This window comes from Haloferula sp. A504 (assembly GCF_044385805.1).
In the GTDB taxonomy this organism is placed as follows: Bacteria; Verrucomicrobiota; Verrucomicrobiia; order Verrucomicrobiales; family Akkermansiaceae; genus Haloferula.
Genome location: NZ_JBISBU010000012.1, coordinates 73,688 through 94,631, shown reverse-complemented (window position 1 = coordinate 94,631; position 20,944 = coordinate 73,688). Strand labels below are relative to the sequence as shown.

Below are 20,944 nucleotides of genomic sequence, written 5' to 3'. Positions count from 1 at the left end.
GGAATCGGGTCGCTCGCGCACCACCGGATGCGGGCATCCATGGGATTGAACTTCAGGCCTTGATCGAGCCTGAAGCACGAACCAGAACAGCCCCATAACCCTCCGCAGGACTTCAAGCGATAAGATTCTCAGAAATTATTCCCGCCCAGCACCTTCTGCAGCCTCAGGCGGTTGTGACGCTGCAGGACGATGCAGGGGAGATTCGAAAGGGCGGCATACACCGGGAGCACCAGCGCCCACGGCCAGGGAGTCCAGGCGACGAAGGCGCTGATGACGATCCACTGGGCCCAGTGGGCCGCCTCACCGCGACAGGTCTCGATCCGGAAGACAGCCAGGTATTCAGGATCCCGGCCGCGCAGGCTGCGCTTGGCAAAGCCCCCGAACCAACCCGCCGCATCCGGCAGCAGGTGCTTCCACGCCTTCACCCGGAAGACCCGCTCGTGGAACCCGGTGGATTCCCCAGGCCACGCGCGGAACATCATGCTGTCGGGCCGGAACCAGCCGGCGGGCATCCTGGTGAACGCCCACGACAGCCCGAAGTGGGCGGCGGGAATGCCGGTGACGTTCAGGATCGCCACCCAGAAGTTGGAAAGCTCAAGCCACATCGCGCCCCTTCCATCGGGTAATGGCTCCGCGCCGCTGACGGATGATCGACCGGAACAACAGCCCCTGATAGAAAAGCAGGCCCACCGGGAACGCCAGCGCGCTCCACCAGGAAAAACCCCCGGCCTTTCGCATGAGCGGCAGCAGACCGATGGCCAGCACCAGATAGGCGAGACCCACCAGTGAACGATGCAGCCCCTCGGCCAGCGGCATCAACCCGGTCGACACCAGGTTGATCATCATCCCCGTGATCCAGGTCGAGGACAGCACGATGGCCCGGGGCGAAGACAACCCGGCCCCGGACGCGGACCCCTTGCTCCAGCTCTCGACCAATTGCCCGAAACCCGCGGGAAACATCCGCATGGCGATGGTGCCTCGCCCGACCCGGCAGATCCTCCGGATGCCCCGCTCCTCGAGTTGCTTCGAAAGGTGGAGGTTCTCGAGCACCGCCTTCCGCACCGCGGCATGACCGCCGACTTCACGATACAGGCCGCGCGGCAAGAGCAGGGTTTGACCGAAGAGCCCGATCCCCCGCGCCTCGTCGCCCTCCCAGGTCGAGGCCCCGATCCCACCGATCATCAGCAGGTTGAAGAACACGGAAAGCTCCTCGTAGGGACGCTCGATGCGGTGCCACGGACAGACCGACACCACCGTCCGTTCGTCCATCAGGGCCGCAAAACGCTCCAGCGCATCGGGCTCGGGTTCGACGTCGGCATCGAGGAAACACAGCCAATCGCCGCTCGCGGCATCGGCCCCTTGCTGGCAGGCCCAGGGCTTCCCGAACCATCCCTCCGGAAGCGGCTGTCCCTCGATCACCCGTGCCCCGGCGGCCCGGGCGATCTCCCCCGTGCGATCCTCGGATTGATCATCGACCACGAGGATTTCATGCGGAGCAAGCGACTGGGCATTCAGGGCCGGCAGCAGCTTGGACAGGTTCGACTCCTCGTCGCGGGCCGGGATGATCACCGAAACCTTCGGCACATCGTCGCGGCGGCCCGCCTTCGGCAGGCCGCGCATCCTGGCAAAAAGCAAGGCCGCCGACCCGAGCGCGACGAGCGTGCCGACCCACGCGGTAATCGCGATGGCCACACTCATCACCCGCCGTCGTGGGCGACCAGCCGGTCGCAGACCTTCTGGCCGCAGAGCACCGCCATCGGCATGCCGCCGCCGGGATTCACGCTGCCGCCGGTGAAGTAGAGATTCGCATACTTCTTGCTCCGTTTCGGCGCCTTGAACCCCTTGTTCTTCTTCCAGTCGCTCACCACTCCGTAGATCGAGCCCCGGTTGGAAAGATACATCTTCTCGATGTCCACCGGCGTGAGCATGTCGCGCACCACCGTGTGCTTGCGCAGGTCCGTGAGGCCCATCCGCTCGAGCTTCTCGAGCACCCGCTCGGCAAAGGCCTCGTAGTCGGACTCGGACAGCGGGCGTTCCGGATCGATGGGCGGGATGTGCGGCAGGATCTTGATGTTGTCGCAACCCTCCGGCGCCTTGCTCGGATCGGTGCGGGTCGGCGCCACGAGGTAGATGGTGGGATCGGGTGGCAGTTCGCCCTTCTGGAAGACGGTGTCGAAGTGGTTCGACTGGTCCTTCGAATAGAAGAAGTTGTGGTGCGCCAGCTGCGGGTAGATGCGGTCGGTGCCGAGATGCAGGACGATGCCCGAGCACGCCGGAGCGAACCGATCCAACTTCTTCATGAAGCGGTCGTCCTCCTTGAGCAGGTGCTTGTAGGCGGGGATCACCTCCATGTTGCAGACCACGTGGCCGGCGGAGAGCACGGAACCGTCGTCGAGCACCACCCCGGTGACGCGCTTGCCCTCCTTGGCGATCTCGCGGACCGGAGTATTCAGCCGGATCTTGATCCCGACATCCGCGGCAAGTCGTTCGAGTCCGCGGGCGAGTTCATACATGCCTCCCTTCACATACCAGAGCCCGTGGTCGAACTGGATGAGCGACATCATGTTCATGTAGCCGGGCGCATCCTTGGCCGACGAGCCGACATACTTGATGAAATACTCGAAGATCCATCGCAGGTGCTGGCTGCGGAAATGCCGGGCCACCGATTCCGACATCGAGTGCTTCCAGTCCATCCCGTTGAACAGGCCGAACAGCCCGTAGTGGCGGATCATCTCCCAGGTCGAGTCGAGGCCGGCGTCGAAGTAGCCCTCGTCGATGATCCGGTATTGGTTCCGCCCGTAGGCGAGGAAGCTCTGGAAATCCTTCCAGTGATCCTCGGCCCGTCCGTCGAGCTTGCCGAGTTCCTTGCGCATCTCTTCGGGATCCTCGAGCAGGTCGAGCACGAGTCCGTCCTCGAAGAAGTTCCGCCAGTGCGGGGTGACCGACGTCAACTCGACATAGTCGCTCATCTTCTTCCCGGCCCGCTGGAAGAGATCCTCGAAAATCTGCGGCAAGGTGAAGATCGAGGGACCCAGGTCGAAGGTGAAGCCGTCGATCTCCTGGACGTTCAGCTTTCCGCCGACCTGCGCGTTCTTCTCGACGATCTCGATCTCGTATCCCTTCGCGCGCAGCGAAATGGCTGCCGAAAGGCCTCCGAGGCCCGCCCCGATCACCACGATGTTCCCCTTGTCCGTCTTCATCAGATTTCTTCGGCAAGGGCGTGCTCCCTCGCGCCGACATGCTAGATTCGACGCATGTCGGAGGAACGCAAGACAGGAGATTGGGCCGCGCTGGCCTTGTCGACCCGGCGCCGTCAGCGGGCCCACTTCGACCGCGGGGCCACGCGTCCCCTGGACGCCCGTCTCGACACGCTGAAATCCCTGCTGGCGGCTCTCGAAAAACGCGAAAACGAGCTTCTCGACGCCCTCCGGGCGGACCTTGGCAAGCCCCCCGTCGAGGCCTGGCTCGCGGAGTTCCAGTTCCTCCGCTCCGATCTGCGCCTGGCCATCAAGAAGCTTCCCTCGTGGTCCAGACCCCGGCGGGCCGGACACCCCTTCTATTTCCTTCCGGCAAGCAGCCGCATCCACCGCGAGCCCTTCGGCACGGCGCTGATCATGGCGCCGTGGAACTACCCGCTCCAGCTCGCCCTGAGCCCCGCCATCGCCGCGATCGCCGCCGGGAACTGCGTGACGATCAAGCCCTCCGAACTCAGCCCCGCCACCTCGTCGCTGCTGTCGGGGCTGGTCGCCGAGGCCTGCGACCCGGCCCTGATGACCGTCGTCGAGGGCGAAGCCGAACTTGGTGCGGCGCTGCTCGACCAGCCGTGGGACATCTTCTTCTTCACCGGCGGCGAAACGGTCGGCACCAAGGTGGCCGCCGCCGCCGCCCGCCACCTCGCGCCCTGCGTCCTTGAGTTGGGCGGCAAGTGCCCGGCGGTGATCGATTCGACCGCCGACCTGAAGCTTGCCGCGGAGCGGATCGGCAACGGCAAGTTCCTCAATGCCGGCCAGACCTGCATCGCGCCGGACTTCGTCGCCGTGCCGGAGGATCGATACGACGAGTTCATCGAGCACCTCGACGGCTTCATGGCCAGTGCCTGCTCCTCGATGAAAAGCGACCTGGCACGTCTTCCCAACCGGCATCACTTCGACCGGGTGCGGGGCCTCGCGACCGGCGAGGTGAAAGCCTTCGGGGAGGACGATGAAGACGCCCTTCGACTGGCGCTGCGCCGCGTGCGGGTCGACTGGGATCATCCCGCGATGCAGGAGGAGGTGTTCGGTCCCCTGCTGCCCGTCCTGCCCTACTCCGACCGGGCGACTTTGGTTGACCGGCTCTCACAATTGCCCTCGCCCCTCGCGCTCTACATTTTCTCCGGCGACCGGGAGTTCTCCGACGAACTGATGGTCCGCGTGCGCTCGGGATCGGCCTGCATCAACGACGTGATGAAGCAGGCGCTCAATCACGAGCTGCCCTTCGGCGGCGTGGGGTCCAGTGGCCACGGGCGCTACCGCGGCCGGGCCGGCTTCGAAGCCTTCGGTCTCACCCGCCCGGTGATGCGGCGGCCGCAGTGGAAGGACCCCTTTTTCCAGCCTCCTCCGTACGGCAACCTGCTGGATCGACTCCGGCGATTTCTTCGCTAGCATCGCTGCATGAAATCCCCCCTGCTTCTCGCCCTCGCCTCCCTTTTTCTTTGCCAATGCGGCAACGTCGGCGGCGAACAAACGCTCCGCGGCTACAAGTTGGGAGTCATGAAGGGCGGTGCCGACGCCGCTGCCGGCCTGTCGTGCACCCCGTCCCGCTACGAGGCCGAGTATTCCGGCGGAGAGGCCGAAGACTTCGCCCGCGGCTACCGGAAGGGGTATGAGTGGGAGCGACGGTAAAATATCACGCCGCCCCGACTTACAGCCGGAGCGGCGGTGAGTTTCCGGAAGCATCTAACAGTGTTCTGAATGACTCGCCACCCCGGAGCCTGCTCCGTGACCCGTGTGAGAATCGCGAAAAAGGTGAACACCACCGGCGGAACGAGCATGCAGAGGTAGTAAAACAGGTATTGGCCCGTAAACGGGCGCACGTAGATCCAGGCCACGGCACCCTTGCCGAGTTTGGAGTCGTCGTAGTCGGGCTTCGACGCCCTGAAAGAGGCGAAGTCAATGTCCTCGTGGTTTTGGCGTAGGCTGGGCCTCGCCCGCAGCACTCGGCATCTTGCCGGAAGTTTCTTCGAGCATTGAACATGGCGGAAAACCATCTCCGTTTTCCCGGTCCATACTGACTGCCAGGGAATCCTCGGACCTCCGAAACTCGCCCCCCTCCGAGGTTCGTCACTTCGATTGCAACCGATGGCCGAATCTCACGAAAACGCCCCCTGTCGGATCTGATGGACCATCTGCCAGATGACGTCGGATTCGCCGTCCGTGATCAGTTTCAAGGGCGGGCGCTTGCCGAAAGCGGGGTTCGGGCGCTCAAGCCAGTCCCTGAGCGTGGCATCGTCGTCGGCCAGTTCGCGCAGCGCTTGGATCAAGCGGACCGTCTCCTTGATCGGACGGCGCACGGGCTGGGGAATGGTCAGGGCCTTCTCATAGGTCGCCAGCTTGCGTTCTGAAAAGTCGGCCATCTTCGCAAACAGCGGTCGGGGGATTCCCTGCGCCTGACGCCACTTCATCAGAGCCGGACCGCTCTCGACCCGCAGCTCCTTGTCGGTCGCTCTTCGCTTGATGGACATCGTGCTCATATCCTCAAGCTACGAGCATGCCTCGGGCGCGACAAGCGGAATCCTGCAATATTGCAGCTTTTCATCGAGGCCATTCCACCTCATTCAGCACCCTGACCCGCGAGCCTGCGCGCAGATTCTCCGGAAACACGATCAGGTTGGATCCGCCCCGAGCCGCGGCACTTCGGCACAGGAAGCCTTCGACTCCCCACTCGCCAAACGCCCATCCCCAGGCCTCGGTCATGGATTCTTGGCCCCTTAGGTTGTCCGCCCGCCAATCCGTTTCGATGATCGTCGCTTCCGAGAGTCGGAGCCGTTGACGAACCGACCCGTTCCGGAGATCCACCACATTCCGGAGCCTCACCTCCGCCGTCACGAAAACGAGAGGTGCGGCCCGCTCGTCGGGAAAGCCATAGTAGCGGTTCGCCGCCAGTGCTTCGGACAGTGCGGTCTCTGGCAAGAGCGAGGTGTAGGTTACCAGTCTTCCGCCGTGCAAAAGCCACCTGCCATCGGCAAACCTCGCCCCCATACCCGCGAACTGATCCGCAGTGCTGGTGTACTGCGGTTTCACAAAACGATAGACGCGACGTTCGACGCGGGTCTGAAGCGCCGCTCCACAGCTTCTGAGTCGGTCCAACAGTTTCCGGCGATCAGGAAAAAACTTCACGGTTCAGCGATCATCGAAGTTCAGTCCGGGCATCTCGTCGCGTACCCCGGCAAAGCGCAGACTCTCATGATGAAAAGAAAACGACACACCTCGGAACAGATTTTCAAGAAGCTGAGGGCCGCGAGTGCGGATCAAGCCCGCGGAGTGAGAATTGAGTAAGTCTGCCGCAAGCTTGAGATCAGAGTGGCAACCTCCCACCTCTGGAACAAGGAATACGGCGGAGCGAAGATGATGACGGCCAAGCGCCTCCAGGAGCTTGAGAAAGAGAACGCCATGCGGAAAAGGCTCGTTGCCGTCCTGGCACCAGCAACGTGCATTCAACCAGACCTCTTCAGGCGACTTGTTGCTTGATAAACGGACCCAAGTGAAACATTCACTTGGTCCGCCAGATCCTTGATCTCCTTCGTGGCGAACTCCTGGCACAGGCGATACAGCTTCTCAGATTGATTTCGAATGACATCCTTGTTCTCCATATTCCACGAGATGACGGATTTGTAGCGATCCCGAAAACCCGAGATCCTCGTCCGAATCATGAACAGATACTCCACTCGACTCTGGCTCTCCGGAAACTTGCCAGCCCAGAACGCGCAGGTCTTACACGTTGTTTTACACCTTGTTTCGTCATGGGACAGGAACGACATCCACCCCGAACCCGGATGTATCAAATCTTTCGCTTGATCGTCGCGTCTCTTCTCGCTGTTGCACTTTCGACAAGAAACCGCCACGTTTCCAGGTATGTGAAGGCCTGCCCTCATCCTGTTCATCCCATCCAGGTGCTCAACCGCCAACTTATCTTTCTCCAACAAATCCTGGCAATAGATGCACTTGTCTTTGAATACCGAAGACACGTGTTCCGTGTAAGCCTGATCGCCTACAGTCAGCCCGAACTCCGCACACACCTTCTTGCTGAGAGTGTGCAGAAACATACTAACAATTTTGTTTGCTACATCTGATTTGGATCGACTTGTAGCCATTCGAAGAGCCCTTGAGGAATCGAACGTCATTTTTCACCCCCTTCCCCATGACAAGCCCCTCTTTGGGATTCCGCTCCGAGAAGCCATAGGACATCAACCTTCAGCACGCTCGCGATCGGAATGATTTCATAGTCATAAACGTGTCGAAGCCCGAGTTCGATTTTCGCAATCGCAGCCCTGTCAAGCTGGGTGCCGATTGCCGCAAGCCGCCCGGAGAGTTCGTCCTGAGTCACCTTCCCCCTGAGCGCCCGACGAGCCAGCCTCACCCGTTCACCCACCAGATTCTTTGAATGACCGCGCTCTGGTTCCGGACCTGCTCTGCCTGACTCCATCCGGGCTTCTTATCATTCCGAGTCTAGAGAAATGTTCCATACTGGAACATTTTGATTGCAAACTCGACCTTCGCGGAAGATCCTTCTCGGCGCGATGGACAAGCCGATTCGCCACTTCTTGGTGCAGGGAAGGATCCCGGGGCAGACCGAGGACACTGTCGATTGCGTGGCCACAGTGGGTCCCCTCGATTGCCCGGTGGATTCGTTCATCACTCATACGCTGTATGGTGATTCACTCCCTGTGGATTGGAGATCAAGGCCTCCAAGGTTTGGCGAGAACCCGTATGGCGAGTGGGCGTATATTGGGCGTGTTGTCGAGCTTTCAGGTCCTCCGCTTGAACAGGTGCAGTACCCCTAGTGTAGCACGCCCTACAGACGAGCGATTATCTCGAAGGGCCAGGCGGGGCCATTCGTTTCGAATTATGGGGATTCAATGGATTACGCGGATTTTCCTGAGTCTTTGGGATCGGAGAGATCCCGAAGAGTCTGCGGTTCTCAAAATGACCAATCTCCTGCAAGGACGACAGTGGCATCCATACGGTTGCCGGAACTTTGGTCGTCGGGTGCGGGCAGTGAACGAACCCGAGCCCGCCATGAGCGTATCCCGCGCGCGATGGTCAGCCAACTTCCGGCCGAACTGGCGGAAACTCGGCATGCGCTGTCGGAGGCTTTGCTTGGGCCGGGATGGGGCTTTGCAGCGCTGCGTAGGGGCTTTGCAGAGCTGTGCGGGGCCTTTGCAGCGGTCCGCGGGGGCTTCGCGGGTCGTTGGGTGACCGTTGCCGGGCACTCGCACCTACTCCCGCAGCAGTTTCCAGACCCGGATCGGCAGCATCCAGCCGGTGACGAGCAGGATCGAAGCGGCCATCGCGAGCAGCATCGCGTCCATGCCGCCCTGCCACAGCGCCACCGCCGCCGCGGTGGCGAGAACCGGGGTCTCGATGAGCTGGATCCTCGCCAATCGCGTGACCTGGCCGGTGCCGATCATCAGCATGTGGTTGAGATGTCGCCAGACGTGGGCGACGAAGTAGCAGGCGTAGGCCGCCAGCAAGCCGCGCTCGACCCCGCCGAATTCCTCACCCAGCCAGATGCGGAATCCCCACGGCCCGACCACGATCATGCCGGTCGCCGCCGCCAGCGCGAAACAACAGCCATACAGATAGAGCTTCTTCGAGGCCGTGCGCGCCCAGTCCCGGTCGCCGCGGGCGAGCGCATCTGCCACCGCCGGCCAGGTCGGCGTGCTCACCATCATCACGAAGCCGAGCTGCATCACGGTCAGCGCGGTCAGCGGACCATAAAGAGCGACCTGCCCGGGACCTTCGATGCGCCCGACCAGCCAGCCGCAGAAATTGTACTCCACCACGCCGGTGAGCAGCATCGCCGAGGCAAACGCCAGACCGTCGCCGAAAAGATGCCGGGCGGTCGCCGCGTCGAACGACCGGGGTCTCGGAATCAGATCCGGATACTTCCGCCAAAGCGCCACGGTATTGCCCACCTTGGCGATGACGACCGAGCCATGAATGGCCACCACGAGGTACCAGATCTCGGGGAAAAACCAGATGCCCCCTGCAACCGCAATGGCTGCCAGAACATTCCCCGCCGCCCCCCAGACGTTGGTGATGGCCACCTCGAGCAGACCCTCGCGCATGCGGTCGGTCAGATTCAGGAGAAACAACGCGGTGAAAGTGGCCAGCCCGATCCACAGAGCCGGACGCATCACCTGCTCGCGCCCGGCGAAGTCGTCGCCGAACAGGGTTGGAATCGGCACCGAGAGCAGCACCGCCGCCAGGCCCATCGCGGTGGCGAGGGCCAGGCCAAGCATCAGCAAAAACGAGGTCGAGGCCAGCACCCGGCGGCGCCTGCCATCGCCCTCAGCTCCGGCCTTCGAGATGCCGTGGGCCAGTGCCGGGCCGATGCCGACCTCGAGCAGCGCGACGGTTGAAAGCGCCAGGCTGATGCTGGTGTAGATCCCGAATTCCTCGCGGCCCATCACCCGCACGGCGATCGGGATCGCCAGCAACTGGAGCAATCCAGTGCCGGCTTTCGAAAGGAACGAGGTCACCACCGCCAAACGGATCGACCGATTCCGGCGGGTGCCTTGTTCCTGCCGCTCGGCGGTGTCCACGACGGCGATGCTACTCAGTTTTCCCCCGAAGGACAGGCCGGATGCGCCCGGACAGGAAGCGATGCCTCAACAGCCCGCGCCCGCTCAGAGCTTCTTCTCTTGCATGAAGCGTTCGACCCAGCCGATGTCGTAGTTGCCGGCGACGAAGTCGGGGTGGTTGAGGATCTCCTGCTGGAAGGGAATGGTGGTCTTGATGCCGCGGATCATGAACTCGCCGAGGGCGCGCTTCATGCGCGAAATGGCGATCTCGCGGGTGGCGGCGGTGACGATGAGCTTGGCGATCATCGAGTCGTAGTAGGGCGGCACGCTGTAGCCGGAATAGACGTGGGTGTCGACGCGCACCCCCTTGCCGCCGGGGGCGTACCAGAGGTCGATGGTTCCCGGGCTCGGGGCGAAATTGTTGTAGGGATCCTCGGCGTTGATCCGGCACTCGATCGCATGGCCGCGCGGCTGGGCGGCCAGCACATGATCGGAAAGCGGCTCGCCGGCGGCGATGCGGATCTGCTCCTTGATCAGCTCGCAGCCCATCACTTCCTCGGTCACGGGATGCTCCACCTGGATCCGGGTGTTCATCTCCATGAAGTAGAAATTCTCTGCCTTGTCATCGACGAGATACTCGATGGTCCCGGCGTTCTCGTAGCCGATCGCCTCGATCAACTTCACCGAGGCCTCGGCCATGCGGCTCCGCAGCTCGGGCGTGAGCAGCGGCGACGGGCATTCCTCGATGATCTTCTGGTTGCGGCGCTGCATCGAACAGTCGCGCTCGCCGAGCTGGAGGAAATTGCCGTGCTGGTCGGCGATGATCTGGAATTCGACGTGGTGGGGGTTGAGGACCAGCTTCTCAAGGTAGCAGTCTCCGTTGCCGAAGGCCGCCTGGGCTTCGTTCGAAGCCGCCTCGAAAAGCTTCAGGAAATCCGCCTCCTCGAGGCAGGGCCGCATGCCCTTTCCACCGCCGCCCGCGGTGGCCTTGATCATCACGGGAAAGCCGATTTCGCGGGCCTTTTCCAGTGCCTCGTACGGGTCGAGGATGATGCCGCTGCCGGGCGTGATCGGCACGCCGTTCTCGACGGCGGTGGCGCGGGCGGTGGCCTTGTCGCCCATGCGGGTGATCACCTCCGGCGAGGGACCGATGAAACGGACGTTGCAGCTCTGGCAGATCTCGGCGAAGCGCGCGTTTTCCGAGAGGAATCCGTAGCCGGGATGGATGGCCTCGGCCTCGGTGATCTCGGCGGCGGCCATGATCCGGTCGGCCTTCAGGTAGCTGTCCTTGCCGGCCGCCTTGCCGATGCACACCGCCTCGTCGGCGAGCTGGACGTGCATCGAATCGACGTCGGCCTCCGAATAGACGGCGACCGATTCGACGTCGAGTTCGCGGCAGGCACGGATGATCCGCAGGGCGATTTCACCACGGTTGGCGACAAGGACGCGTTTGAACATGGGTGGGAGCGCGGAGTTGGAAACGGGTGTCCGTCTCCTCCGGGGACGGGGTGGACGGCACGCGGAATGAGCTTACTTGATGCGGAAGAGTTCGTCGCCGAACTGCACCGGCTCACCGTCCTCGGCGACGGTGGCGGTGATCGTGCCGGAGCGCTCGGCCTTGATCTCGTTCATCACCTTCATGGCCTCGATGATGCACAGCACCTGGCCCTCGCTGACGGCATCGCCGACGTTCACGAAGTCCGCCGCATCCGGGGAGGGCTTGCGGTAGAAGGTCCCGACCATCGGCGACAGGATGGATTCGCCGTCGGCAGCGGCAACCGCCTCGGGGGCGGCCGGCACCGCAGCGGCGGAAGCCGGGGCGGGGGCTGCCTGGGCAGGCATCAAGGCCATCAGGTCGCGCAGCGAGTCGAGGTCCTGACCCTTCTTCAGCTTGAGGTGGAAGCCGTCCTTCGACATGTCGAAATGGGTGAGCCCGTGCTCGTTCATGAGCTCGACGATTCTGCGAATTTCTTTGAGGTCCACGGTTCTGGGAAGGTTGGGAGTGAAGGGAGGTCTTGCGTTTGGCAAGGCTAGGGAGCCGTTTGAAATTGCGTCAAGCGCATTGCGGATTGCGTTTCGGCCCCGGAACGCTTCGCTGGGGCCCGTGAGCGAGCCTGTCAGCGCCCCCCGCCAACCCGAAGCGCACGAGTTCATGCCGGACGATTACTTCCGGCAGGTGGAGAAATCCGAGATCTTTGCCGACGAACGTCCGCTGGAAGTCGATCTCGGCTGTGGTGACGGCTCCTTTCTCGTCGAAATGGCCCGCGAGCACCCCGGGCGGAGCTTCCTCGGCGTCGAACGACTGCTCGGCCGCGTCCGCAAGGTCTGCCGCAAGGCCGAGCGCGAGGGGCTGGCCAATCTGAAAGTGCTGCGTCTTGAAAGTCGCTACACCGTGGAATGGCTGCTGGGTCCGGCGAGCGTTTCGCGGCTGCACTTGCTTTGTCCCGACCCGTGGCCGAAGGCGCGGCATCACCGGCGGCGGCTGGTCCAGCGCAACTTCCTGGAGGCCGTCGAGCGGGTCCTTGAGCCGGGTGGCGAGTTACTCTTCAAGACCGACCACGGGGAGTATTTCGAATGGGCCGAGGAGGAAGTCGCCGCCTTCGGACGCCTCGAGCGGCTCGACTGGCCGGACGATGCCTTCTTCTACCCGAAGACCGACTTCCAGGTTCAATGGGAGAGCGAGGGCAAGGTGCTCCAGTCGATGCGCCTGCGGAAGGTGGAATGAGCCGATCGGAACGCTCTACGCCATCAACGCTCCAATTCCACCACCCGCCCGTCGACGAAGCCCTCCAGGCGCAGCAGGTCGCCGAGGATCGTGAAGCTCACCGCGCCACTCTCACCCTGATGGAATACCGCGATGCCCCGGTCCTCGCAGGCGGCCCGCCAAGTCGGCGGGATCCGCTGGTCCGGCGGAAAATCCGCGTGTGAGGCGACGATCGCCCGCGCCCCGCTTGCTTCGAGAAAGGCCGAGCCGAGCGCGAGATCATGACCGTGCCGGCCGGCGACGATCACGTCGGTACCGAAGTCGATTCCGGCACGCTGCATCCGCCGTTCGGTCGTCCATCCGGCGTCGCCCATGAAGAGAATTCGCCAGCCCCGCCAGTGGAGGCGCACCGGCATGGTCCGGTTGTCCGCCAGGTCGTGCCAGTTCCAGGGATCGGGAGCGTGGATGACTTCCAGGGACGCCGCGTCGGAAAGTGGATAGCTCATCCCCGCCTGCCCGAGCACCAGCGGCACGTCGCGCCCGTCCGCCGCCTCGATCCAGTCGCGGTAGTTCGTCCCCAGCGCCCGCTGCACCGGGACCAGACCCCGGCGCACGGGGAAGGCATCGAGCATGTCGATGAACCCACCGACGTGTCCTCCGTCGGGATGGGTCGCCACCACCGAGCCGGGCCGGAGCGCCATGTGCCGGAGAGCGGGCATCACCACGAACCCGAAACTCCGCCGCGAGCCTCCGTCGATCATCACCGAGCCCCCCTCGCCGTGCCAGCAGGCCGCGCCGTCGTCCTCAAGGTCGAAGACGATCAGAAACTCGTCCGCCGGCCGATCCCGGGGAATTTCCAGGTGACCGCCGGGAATCTCCGAACCCATCCCCGCCAGGTCCATCAGCCCACCGGCAAACACGGCATTGAGACGGTTGATGGCCTCCGGCACCGCGGGGACCGGTGAAAGGGCGCCGGAAACGAGCGCCATGCCGAGCATCGGCAGCACCAGCAGCGAGAGCACCACGCTGGCGATGACGGAGATCGGCGTCACGATGCCGAAATGCCAGACCGTCAGCGGGGCCGACCCGGCCCACGCCGAGGTCGAGACGGTCAGCGAGTCCGCCGTCCCCCTCCGGAGCTTCAGCCAGCGCTCGCGCCATGGACCATAGAGCGAGCGCGGCAGATAGGGTTCCTCCCGGCGCATCCAGGCCCAGAGTTTCGAGACCGGCCGGTGCCCGAGCCCGATCGCTCCGACCACGATGAACGAAAGTTGCACACCGGCGGTGAAGACGAGATCGCCATCGGTCACCAGGACCAGCAACGCCGCCAGTCCGAGGGCATTGGCGACATCGGGCCGCCGCCGGAACCAGAAGGCCCCCAGCACGACCGACGCCATCCACGCGGCGCGGACCGCCGGTGGCTTGAAGCCCGTGAGCCAGGCGTAGCCGAACATCATCAGCACCAGCGGGATCAAGGCCGCGCGCCGCGGCACGCCGAGCAGGCGCAGGATACCCCACCCGAGCAGTCCGACCATTCCGACGTGCAGGCCACTGACCGCGAACACGTGCAACGTTCCCGTGAAGCGGAACGGCTCGATGAGCATCTCGTCGCCCGGGCGATCCCCGAGCACCACCGCCCGGATCACCGCCGCCTCGCGGGACAAGGGATCCAGCCCGCGGATGACCGCTTCGCGAAATCCGCTTCGCGCTCCCTCCGCGGCCCGCCGCCAGGCGGGGGGATCCCGAACCAGCTCGACCGCTCCACCGCCCTCCATTTCCGCGAACACCCCGCGCCGATCGAGCCACTGCCGCCGGTCGAACTCGCCCGGATTCCGCGGGCCACCGGGCGGCACCAGCCGACCCGAAGCCCGCACCACCGCCCCCCGGGCCGGTGCCACGCCGCCCGCCCGGAGCCGCACCCGGCCCGGCCCATCGACGACCCCGGCCACCGCCGCCCAGCCGCGACCGGCCGCAGCGGGCTCCTCCAGCAGTCGAAGTTCAAGCTCCGCATGGCGGCCGGAGCCAAGCGCCGAAGCCATGGCCCGCCTCTGGCTGAGGTCGTGATGGTGCCAGCATCCCGCGCCCGCCGCGACCACCAGGGCACCCGCCAGCAGGCGACGCTTTCCCGCCACCATCAGCACAACCACGACCAGCCCCGCGAGAGCCAACCCCGGTGCCACCATTCCATCGGCCATCAGCACCGCGCCCAGCGCCAGACAGGCCAGCCACAGGAGTGGCCGCCGCTCGACCCAGCGGCGCACGCGCTCAGGCCAGGCCCCACTCGTGAAGCTTGTGGCGGGCATTCGCCGAATGGCGGGTCTCCGGGAATTGATCGACCACCTGCTGCATGATCGCCGCAGCCGAAGCGCGGTCCTCCATGGCCTGGTCGTAAACCTCGGCGAGGCGGAACATCAGGAAGGCGGCATCGCTCACCTGCCACTCCTGACCTTCAATCGCTTGCCTCAGAGTGTCGATCGCGGCCTGCGGGTCATGCAGGTGGTCGCGCTGGATCTTCGAAATCTCCACATAGGGCAGCCGGTTCAGCGGATCCTCGGCCGCCGCATCGCGAAATGCCCCGATCGCCGCCTCATACTCACCCTGGGCGAGAAGTGCCCTCGCATCGTGCATCGGATCCTCTTCCAGCTCCTCACCGCTGTCATAGACGGCGTGGGTGAACTTGTGGGCGATCGTCGGCAGGATATCGATGACAAACACGATGCCCACCAGCCCCGCCGTGAGGAAGGCCATCAGGATGCCGGTCAGCACCTTGCCGCCCTGAACCTCTTCGATCTGATCCTTCAGCGAGGGGATTGCCTCCATGTCCTCCTGATACCCGAGCCTTTCGATCTCGGCGATCCTCTGCTGGAGCTCGTCGATCTTGTCATCCCCTTGGTGCATGAAAAGCACCCAGCCGATGGCGATCAGGGCCCCGAAGGTGACGTAGAAGATCCACTTCATGCTGGCGGGGTTCTAGCAGCTGCAAAGGAACCGACGAAACCGAAAAAGTCCGGACTCACACCCGTCGGGCCGCACGGCCCTCATCGATCAGTTTCCAGAAATGCTTCGACTCCGCCAGTTCCTCGTCCTCGGCGAGCGGAATGTTCGAGCGGAAGACGAAATCGGAGAAGGTCCCCCTGTGGAGCACGCGGTGGACGACCACGGCCTCGTCCTTGACCTCGAAATAGAGTCGCCAGTCCTTGGTCCGGAACCGGTAGAGCGTCTTGCCGTCGCGCTCGATCTTGCCGAATCGGTCGCCATCCAAGGAATCCAGGTCCGTCTGGCTCACCTTGAATTCATCGAAGAGTTCCAACTGCTCGAGGGTGTCGAGCTGCGAAATCTCCGCGGCGCTGATCTCGTTGAAGACGATCTGGAACACGGGCAGGAGGCTAGGTTCCCGGCCCAAGCTGCCAAGTGCCAAGTTGCGCATGGAGCGCCGGTTATGAAACCGGCAGCGCCCAGCCCTCCGCCCCGTGCTTCCCAGATGGAAAGCCCCGGCTCCAGGCATTCCAAGCTCCCGACCTGGAACCTCCCGGGACTTGCCGATTTCATAATCGGCGCTCCTCGCTCCCTCACCCCAGCGGATCCGGGCAGCGATCGCGGAGTCGGCAGTTACCGCAAAAATCCCCGAGAAAGAGTTCGTCGGCCCAGTTCATCATCCGCCGCACATCCGCCCTCTCATCACTGATGAAGCCCGCCTCGAAGTTCCGGCGGTCCGGATGCTTCGCCCCCATCCCCGCGCCGGTCAGGTTCGGCGAGCCCACGAAGACCTGAGTTCCATCCACGATCACCGCCTTGGTGTGCACCCGAGGACAAAGCGCCCGCTCGAACAGGTCGCTCTCGACCAGCACCGGAAAACGATCGAAGTCCTCGCGGAAGCGCGGGCCCGGCTCCTTGGCGTGGATCAGGCGCACCGCCACCCCGCTCTCGACGAGGTCGGCGAGCACGGCGAGCAGCGGGACCGAGCGCCGCCCCCGGACCACGTGCAGGTCCTTGATGTCGGCGGTCACGATCCAGACGAAGCGCCGCGCCCCGGGCACCATCTCCTCGATCACCCGACTGTGGATCTCCTCGTTCAGCAGCAGCTCGCGCACGGTGGGATCCATAGCGCCCCGACCGATCCACCGAAACACCGAAGAGCCGACCTGCCCGCCAAAGCCTTGGCGGCGGCGGAAACACCGGCTCTTTGCCACTTTCCCCCTCGACAAAGCGTCTCCCGTCGCGCATCCCTCGCGCCGATGAGTTTCATCCTCCGCGGCCGTCTTCTGCTTCCCGCCCTCCTTCTAGGGCTGGCCACCCGCTGAGTTTTCTTTTTTCCTAACCGCCGTTTCCCCGGCCGCCGCTCTTCCCGCGGCCTCCTTCCTGTTTCGTCATTCGAAAATCCCTCATTCGTCATTTTCCCAAGATGCACCCGTCATCCCTGAAAAAATACCGCCCTTTCCCCACGGTCGACCTGCCCGACCGCACCTGGCCGGACGCCGTGATCGACCACGCCCCCGTCTGGTGCTCGGTCGACCTCCGCGACGGCAACCAGGCACTGCCCCAGCCCATGTCGGTCGAGGAGAAGCTGGAATTCTTCGACCTGCTCTGCCGCGTCGGCTTCAAGCAGATCGAGATCGGATTCCCCTCCGCCGCCGACACCGAGTTCAACTTCTGCCGCCGCCTCATCGAGGAAGGCCGGATCCCCGACGACGTCACCATCCAGATCCTCGTCCAGACCCGCGAGCACCTGATCCGCCGGTCCTTCGAGGCGATCGCCGGGGCGAAGCAGGCCATCGTCCACATCTACAACTCGACCTCGCCGCTGCAGCGACGCGTCACCTTCAACGACGCCTCCCGCGACCAGATCCGCGACATCGCCGTCGCCGGGGCAAGGCTGGTGAAGGAACTCGTCCCGAGCATTCCCGACACCCGGGTCACGCTCCAGTACTCGCCCGAATCCTTCTCCGACACCGAGCTCGACTTCTCGCTCGAGTGCTGCGACGCGGTCGCCGAGGTCTGGCAACCGACCCCGGACAACAAGCTCATCGTCAACCTGCCGGCGACCGTCGAGTGGACCACCCCCAACGTCCACGCCGACCAGATCGAGTGGATGTGCCGCCACCTGAAGACCCGGGAACTGCTGCTGGTCTCGCTGCACACCCACAACGACCGCGGCACCGGCACCGCCGCCACCGAGCTGGCACTGATGGCCGGCGCCGACCGCGTCGAGGGCACGCTCTTCGGAAATGGCGAGCGCACCGGCAACCTCGACATCGTCAACGTCGCGCTGAACATGAACAGCCACGGCATCGACACCGGCCTCGATTTCTCCGACCTGCCGCGCCTGCGCGAGGCCTACGAGCGCGTCACCCGCATGAGCGTGCCCGACCGCCTGCCCTACGCCGGCGAGCTCGTCTTCACCGCCTTTTCCGGCTCCCACCAGGATGCCATCAAGAAGGGCCTCGACCGCCGCGCCAAGGAAGCGGAAGTCGATCCCGGCCTCGCCTGGGGCGTGCCCTACATGACCATCGACCCGCGGGACATCGGGCGCTCCTACGAAGCGATCATCCGCATCAACTCGCAGTCGGGCAAGGGCGGCGTCGCCTACATCCTCGACCGCGAGCACGGTCTCGACCTGCCGAAGACCATGCACCCGCAGGTCGGCAAGAAGATCTACGACCTCGCCGACGAACGCGGTCGCGAGCTCACCATCGACGAGATCCGCGACGCCTTCCACGAGTTCTTCGCCAACGTCGAGACCCCGCTCAGCGTGACCGACTACGAGCTGATCCACCACAGCGTGGAAAAGGGCCGGGTCGACTGCACCGCCGCCATCGTCATCGACGGCGAGGAGAAGCGGATCTCCGGCAACGGCAACGGGCCGATCAACGCCTTCGTCCACGCCCTCGAGAACGCCGGACTGAAGGACCTCAAGGTCACCGACTACCGCTCCCACGCGGTGCGTGGCGGCTCCGACGCCACCGCCGCCTCCTACGTCCAGGTCCAGCACGACGACGGCCGCATCCTGTGGGGCTGCGGCATTGATCCCTCGATCGAAATGGCCGGCCTCAAGGCCCTCGTCACCGCCTGGAACCTGCTGCGCTAGCCAGGTGGAGCGCGCGACGCTGTCGCGCATCGCCGAGTTCTGCAGCCCGGTCCATCCGGAACCACTGCTTGCGCCTTTCCGCTCCCGATCTTTATTCATCATTTCCAACCTCAAACGACTTCCACCATGACCGTCACCGAAGCCATCGAAGCCCGCCGCTCCATCAAGCACTACGATCCGAAGCACGTGATGCCCGAAGCCGACCTCGCCAGGCTCATCGAGCTGACCAAGCTCGCACCCTCGTCCTTCAACATGCAGAACTACCGGCTCGTGGTCGTCCGCGATCCGGAACTGCGCAAGCAGCTGCGCGCGGTCGCCTGGGACCAGGCGCAGGTCACCGATGCCTCGGTGCTCTTCATCATGTGCGCGGACCTCAGTGCCCACCGCGCCGATCCGGCGAAGTACTGGTCCCACGCCCCGCAGGAGGTGCAGGACATCCTCGGGCCCGCCATCCTGCCCTTCTACGACGGCAAGGATCAACTCATCCGCGACGAAGGCATCCGCTCGAGCGCCCTCGCCGGCATGACCCTGATGCTCGCGGCCAAGGACCTCGGCTACGATTCCTGCCCGATGGTCGGCTTCGATGCCGAGGCCGTGGCCAAGCTCATCCGGCTTCCCGACGACCACGCGCTGAGCTTCATGATCGCCGTCGGCAAGCAAACCCAGGACGCCTGGCCCCGTGGCGAGCGCCTGCCCGACTCGGAAGTGGTCATCCACGACCGATTCGGGAGCTGAAGTCCGAGCTTCCTCGCTCGCTTGGGGTTGGTGCTATGCCGGGAAAAAGATCCCAAGGCATCGTTCCATGATCTGCTGCCGGAACTCCGGCGGGAACACCCAGCCGACCGGCAGGGCGACAACGACCAGCGTTGGGAGGGCACCAAGAGCGCGACCCGAGCGGCGCTCGGCAACGGTCACCAGACCTTGCACCGCGAAATAAGCGGTCGGCCACCCGAAATGGAAGGCGAGGCTCATCGGCACGAACATGACGAGAGCCTGCCTCCAGCCGCAGAACCACACCCACCCGCAGGCCAGCGCTCCGACGAGGAAGAGGATGCCCCCCATCACCGCGTCCTCTTTCCACTGGAGCCCGGCGAGCCGCTTGCGGAAGTCCCCCGGATTCATTCCCAACCAGAGGCTGGCGAAGGCAAGATAGCGCATGAAGGACAGCCGCTGCTTCTGCGCCCACTCGGCGTACACCATGCCCTTCATCCCGCCGAGGAGCACCAGGCAGATGCCGACCATCCGCTCAAGCGCATCCAAGTCAGCCAGCACAGAATGGGTGGCCGCCACCAAGGCGACGACCCCGCCCCATCCCGCCGCCCGCCGGAAAGCGGCACCGCGAACCCCCGCAAGAAGCGGCCCGGCACAAACGTCGGCCACCCACAATACCGCCACGATGCCCATCATTTTGCCAGCCAGCCCAGGTTCCACGCCACCAGCGCCAGGTTCAGGATCACGAGGCAGACGAAAAGCAGCGTCAGCACATGCTTGGCGAGACGCTTGCGCCCATCGCCGTCGGTCTCGGTCAGATCGAAGCCGAAGAACTGCAACCAAAGCCGGACCGACCACCACAGGGCCATGAAACATGTCATCGCCGTCGCCGCCCCGCTGCCCTGCATCAGCCAGTCACCGAAGGCCAGCGCCAGCAGTGCGAAAAAGGCATGAGACATTTGACAACCAACTAGTCGTCTGGTTGGTTTGTGAGGTGGAATCCATCGGCATCTTCGAGGCCAAGACCAAGTTGAGCAGCATCTGCGAAAGGGTCGCCCGCACGGGTGCTCCGGTGCTGGTGTGCCGACGCGGAAAACCGCTGGTGGTCATTTCGCCCCCGGAGCCGGTCGAGAGACCCGCCCAGGACGTCCTTGCGGCGTGGAAAGCGTGGACGGCCGGGGAACCAGAGGAGGGGCCGGATTTCCCGGAGGTCTGGAAGGAGCGCAGCACGAGCGTGGATCATCCCTTTGAAGACGATGACCTGGCTTCTTGATACTTCGGTTTACTCGCAACTGCTCCGGAGGAAGGCCGTTCTTCCCGCCCTTGAGCGCTGGCAGGCCAACGGCGACGAGGCCTGCCGGATCTCCGCCGCGACCCGGGCGGAAGTCGAATGGGGCCTGCATTTCGAGGGCAATCCGAAGCGCTGGAAACTCTATCGCGAGCAACTGAGGAGCCGCCTCGAATGCCTGCCAACGGACGAAGCCGTGTGGTCGCAGTTCTCGGTGATCAAGGCCCGGCAGCGCCAACTCGGCCAGGTGGTCTCCGATCTCGACATGATCATCGCCGCCACCGCGATCCGCCACGAACTGATCGTTGCCACGCTCAACACCCGCGACTTCTCCCGGATCGAGGGTCTGCGGTGGGAAGATTGGAACGAGTGAGA

At 64.2% G+C, this 20,944-nt stretch carries 22 protein-coding genes; 7 read left to right on the top strand and 15 right to left on the bottom strand.

The annotated features are described in order from the left end of the window. Positions 1-128: 128 nt before the first annotated feature. The 3 genes from ACG2LG_RS08470 to ACG2LG_RS08460 are packed head-to-tail and all read right to left on the bottom strand — an operon-like array spanning position 129 to position 3,200. Positions 129-605 carry a hypothetical protein gene (locus ACG2LG_RS08470; protein ID WP_396258087.1) on the bottom strand — a complete coding sequence of 159 codons (477 nt, stop codon included), beginning with the start codon at positions 603-605 and terminating at the stop codon, positions 129-131. Continuing rightward, a complete protein-coding gene (locus ACG2LG_RS08465) occupies positions 595-1,698 on the bottom strand; it encodes a glycosyltransferase (RefSeq protein ID WP_396258085.1) in 1,104 nt (367 codons plus the stop codon). Before ACG2LG_RS08465 ends, ACG2LG_RS08470 begins: the two co-directional genes overlap by 11 nt. Then, a complete protein-coding gene (locus ACG2LG_RS08460; protein ID WP_396258083.1) occupies positions 1,698-3,200 on the bottom strand; it encodes a phytoene desaturase family protein in 1,503 nt (500 codons plus the stop codon). The genes ACG2LG_RS08465 and ACG2LG_RS08460 overlap by 1 nt, the downstream gene beginning before the upstream one ends. A gap of 54 nt (positions 3,201-3,254) precedes the next feature. Between ACG2LG_RS08460 and ACG2LG_RS08455 the strand changes: the two genes are divergently transcribed. Next, a complete protein-coding gene (locus ACG2LG_RS08455) occupies positions 3,255-4,640 on the top strand; it encodes an aldehyde dehydrogenase family protein (protein WP_396258081.1) in 1,386 nt (461 codons plus the stop codon). Between the two features lie 9 nt (positions 4,641-4,649). Further along, the gene (locus ACG2LG_RS08450; protein WP_396258080.1) at positions 4,650-4,880 is read left to right on the top strand and encodes a hypothetical protein; all 231 of its coding nucleotides are present in this window, start codon (positions 4,650-4,652) and stop codon (positions 4,878-4,880) included. A gap of 467 nt (positions 4,881-5,347) precedes the next feature. Here ACG2LG_RS08450 and ACG2LG_RS08445 read toward each other — a convergent pair whose 3' ends face one another. From ACG2LG_RS08445 to accB, 6 genes are all read right to left on the bottom strand, one after another. After that, a complete protein-coding gene (locus ACG2LG_RS08445; RefSeq protein WP_396258078.1) occupies positions 5,348-5,728 on the bottom strand; it encodes an MbcA/ParS/Xre antitoxin family protein in 381 nt (126 codons plus the stop codon). Positions 5,729-5,789: 61 nt separating this feature from the next. Then, entirely contained in the window at positions 5,790-6,374 is a 585-nt protein-coding gene (locus ACG2LG_RS08440) for an RES domain-containing protein (RefSeq protein ID WP_396258076.1), read from the bottom strand. 317 nt (positions 6,375-6,691) lie between these two features. After that, positions 6,692-7,300 carry an HNH endonuclease gene (locus ACG2LG_RS08435; protein WP_396258074.1) on the bottom strand — a complete coding sequence of 203 codons (609 nt, stop codon included), beginning with the start codon at positions 7,298-7,300 and terminating at the stop codon, positions 6,692-6,694. A gap of 1,173 nt (positions 7,301-8,473) precedes the next feature. Continuing rightward, on the bottom strand, positions 8,474-9,802 hold the full coding sequence (locus ACG2LG_RS08430; protein WP_396258072.1) for a lipopolysaccharide biosynthesis protein: 1,329 nt from the start codon (positions 9,800-9,802) through the stop codon (positions 8,474-8,476). Positions 9,803-9,886: 84 nt separating this feature from the next. Then, positions 9,887-11,239, bottom strand: coding sequence for an acetyl-CoA carboxylase biotin carboxylase subunit (gene accC, locus ACG2LG_RS08425; RefSeq protein ID WP_396258071.1), 1,353 nt, complete (start codon positions 11,237-11,239; stop codon positions 9,887-9,889). Positions 11,240-11,311: 72 nt separating this feature from the next. Further along, positions 11,312-11,764: an acetyl-CoA carboxylase biotin carboxyl carrier protein gene (accB, locus tag ACG2LG_RS08420; RefSeq protein WP_396258069.1), complete on the bottom strand. Its 453-nt coding sequence runs from the start codon at positions 11,762-11,764 to the stop codon at positions 11,312-11,314. Positions 11,765-11,885: 121 nt separating this feature from the next. Between accB and trmB the strand changes: the two genes are divergently transcribed. Then, positions 11,886-12,506: a tRNA (guanosine(46)-N7)-methyltransferase TrmB gene (gene trmB, locus ACG2LG_RS08415; RefSeq protein ID WP_396258067.1), complete on the top strand. Its 621-nt coding sequence runs from the start codon at positions 11,886-11,888 to the stop codon at positions 12,504-12,506. 23 nt (positions 12,507-12,529) lie between these two features. Here the strand turns inward: trmB and ACG2LG_RS08410 are convergent, their stop codons facing one another. The 4 genes from ACG2LG_RS08410 to ACG2LG_RS08395 all read right to left on the bottom strand — a co-directional run bounded on the left by ACG2LG_RS08410 (position 12,530) and on the right by ACG2LG_RS08395 (position 16,576). Beyond that, on the bottom strand, positions 12,530-14,788 hold the full coding sequence (locus ACG2LG_RS08410; RefSeq protein WP_396258065.1) for a ComEC/Rec2 family competence protein: 2,259 nt from the start codon (positions 14,786-14,788) through the stop codon (positions 12,530-12,532). Then, complete coding sequence (locus ACG2LG_RS08405; RefSeq protein WP_396258063.1) at positions 14,751-15,443, bottom strand: tol-pal system YbgF family protein; 693 nt, start codon at positions 15,441-15,443, stop codon at positions 14,751-14,753. The genes ACG2LG_RS08410 and ACG2LG_RS08405 overlap by 38 nt, the downstream gene beginning before the upstream one ends. Before the next feature lie 55 nt (positions 15,444-15,498). Further along, entirely contained in the window at positions 15,499-15,861 is a 363-nt protein-coding gene (locus ACG2LG_RS08400) for a type II toxin-antitoxin system RelE/ParE family toxin (protein ID WP_396258061.1), read from the bottom strand. Between the two features lie 193 nt (positions 15,862-16,054). After that, the gene (locus ACG2LG_RS08395) at positions 16,055-16,576 is read right to left on the bottom strand and encodes a phospholipase D-like domain-containing protein (protein ID WP_396258059.1); all 522 of its coding nucleotides are present in this window, start codon (positions 16,574-16,576) and stop codon (positions 16,055-16,057) included. Between the two features lie 311 nt (positions 16,577-16,887). Between ACG2LG_RS08395 and leuA the strand changes: the two genes are divergently transcribed. Together leuA and ACG2LG_RS08385 are read left to right on the top strand one after the other, a co-directional pair. After that, positions 16,888-18,570, top strand: coding sequence for a 2-isopropylmalate synthase (gene leuA / locus ACG2LG_RS08390; RefSeq protein ID WP_396258057.1), 1,683 nt, complete (start codon positions 16,888-16,890; stop codon positions 18,568-18,570). Between the two features lie 126 nt (positions 18,571-18,696). Then, positions 18,697-19,305, top strand: coding sequence for a nitroreductase family protein (locus ACG2LG_RS08385; protein WP_396258055.1), 609 nt, complete (start codon positions 18,697-18,699; stop codon positions 19,303-19,305). A 33-nt stretch (positions 19,306-19,338) separates the two neighbouring features. On the opposite strand, the gene ACG2LG_RS08380 is transcribed toward ACG2LG_RS08385, so the two are convergent. Together ACG2LG_RS08380 and ACG2LG_RS08375 are read right to left on the bottom strand one after the other, a co-directional pair. Further along, complete coding sequence (locus ACG2LG_RS08380; RefSeq protein WP_396258053.1) at positions 19,339-19,977, bottom strand: hypothetical protein; 639 nt, start codon at positions 19,975-19,977, stop codon at positions 19,339-19,341. Then, positions 19,974-20,240, bottom strand: coding sequence for a hypothetical protein (locus ACG2LG_RS08375; RefSeq protein WP_396258051.1), 267 nt, complete (start codon positions 20,238-20,240; stop codon positions 19,974-19,976). Before ACG2LG_RS08375 ends, ACG2LG_RS08380 begins: the two co-directional genes overlap by 4 nt. 35 nt (positions 20,241-20,275) lie before the next feature. Between ACG2LG_RS08375 and ACG2LG_RS08370 the strand changes: the two genes are divergently transcribed. Together ACG2LG_RS08370 and ACG2LG_RS08365 are read left to right on the top strand one after the other, a co-directional pair. After that, positions 20,276-20,554 carry a type II toxin-antitoxin system Phd/YefM family antitoxin gene (locus ACG2LG_RS08370; RefSeq protein ID WP_396258049.1) on the top strand — a complete coding sequence of 93 codons (279 nt, stop codon included), beginning with the start codon at positions 20,276-20,278 and terminating at the stop codon, positions 20,552-20,554. Beyond that, positions 20,538-20,942: a type II toxin-antitoxin system VapC family toxin gene (locus ACG2LG_RS08365; protein WP_396258047.1), complete on the top strand. Its 405-nt coding sequence runs from the start codon at positions 20,538-20,540 to the stop codon at positions 20,940-20,942. Before ACG2LG_RS08370 ends, ACG2LG_RS08365 begins: the two co-directional genes overlap by 17 nt. Positions 20,943-20,944: the final 2 nt, after the last annotated feature.

Bases quoted from the DNA above. Each gene is read 5' to 3' on its own strand.
- ACG2LG_RS08470 (WP_396258087.1), bottom strand. From the start codon at position 605: ATGTGGCTTGAGCTTTCCAACTTCTGGGTGGCGATCCTGAACGTCACC.
- ACG2LG_RS08465 (WP_396258085.1), bottom strand. From the start codon at position 1,698: ATGAGTGTGGCCATCGCGATTACCGCGTGGGTCGGCACGCTCGTCGCG.
- ACG2LG_RS08460 (WP_396258083.1), bottom strand. From the start codon at position 3,200: ATGAAGACGGACAAGGGGAACATCGTGGTGATCGGGGCGGGCCTCGGA.
- ACG2LG_RS08455 (WP_396258081.1), top strand. From the start codon at position 3,255: ATGTCGGAGGAACGCAAGACAGGAGATTGGGCCGCGCTGGCCTTGTCG.
- ACG2LG_RS08450 (WP_396258080.1), top strand. From the start codon at position 4,650: ATGAAATCCCCCCTGCTTCTCGCCCTCGCCTCCCTTTTTCTTTGCCAA.
- ACG2LG_RS08445 (WP_396258078.1), bottom strand. From the start codon at position 5,728: ATGAGCACGATGTCCATCAAGCGAAGAGCGACCGACAAGGAGCTGCGG.
- ACG2LG_RS08435 (WP_396258074.1), bottom strand. From the start codon at position 7,300: ATGTTTCTGCACACTCTCAGCAAGAAGGTGTGTGCGGAGTTCGGGCTG.
- accC (WP_396258071.1), bottom strand. From the start codon at position 11,239: ATGTTCAAACGCGTCCTTGTCGCCAACCGTGGTGAAATCGCCCTGCGG.
- ACG2LG_RS08410 (WP_396258065.1), bottom strand. From the start codon at position 14,788: ATGCCCGCCACAAGCTTCACGAGTGGGGCCTGGCCTGAGCGCGTGCGC.
- ACG2LG_RS08405 (WP_396258063.1), bottom strand. From the start codon at position 15,443: ATGAAGTGGATCTTCTACGTCACCTTCGGGGCCCTGATCGCCATCGGC.
- leuA (WP_396258057.1), top strand. From the start codon at position 16,888: ATGCACCCGTCATCCCTGAAAAAATACCGCCCTTTCCCCACGGTCGAC.
- ACG2LG_RS08385 (WP_396258055.1), top strand. From the start codon at position 18,697: ATGACCGTCACCGAAGCCATCGAAGCCCGCCGCTCCATCAAGCACTAC.
- ACG2LG_RS08380 (WP_396258053.1), bottom strand. From the start codon at position 19,977: ATGATGGGCATCGTGGCGGTATTGTGGGTGGCCGACGTTTGTGCCGGG.
- ACG2LG_RS08375 (WP_396258051.1), bottom strand. From the start codon at position 20,240: ATGTCTCATGCCTTTTTCGCACTGCTGGCGCTGGCCTTCGGTGACTGG.
- ACG2LG_RS08365 (WP_396258047.1), top strand. From the start codon at position 20,538: ATGACCTGGCTTCTTGATACTTCGGTTTACTCGCAACTGCTCCGGAGG.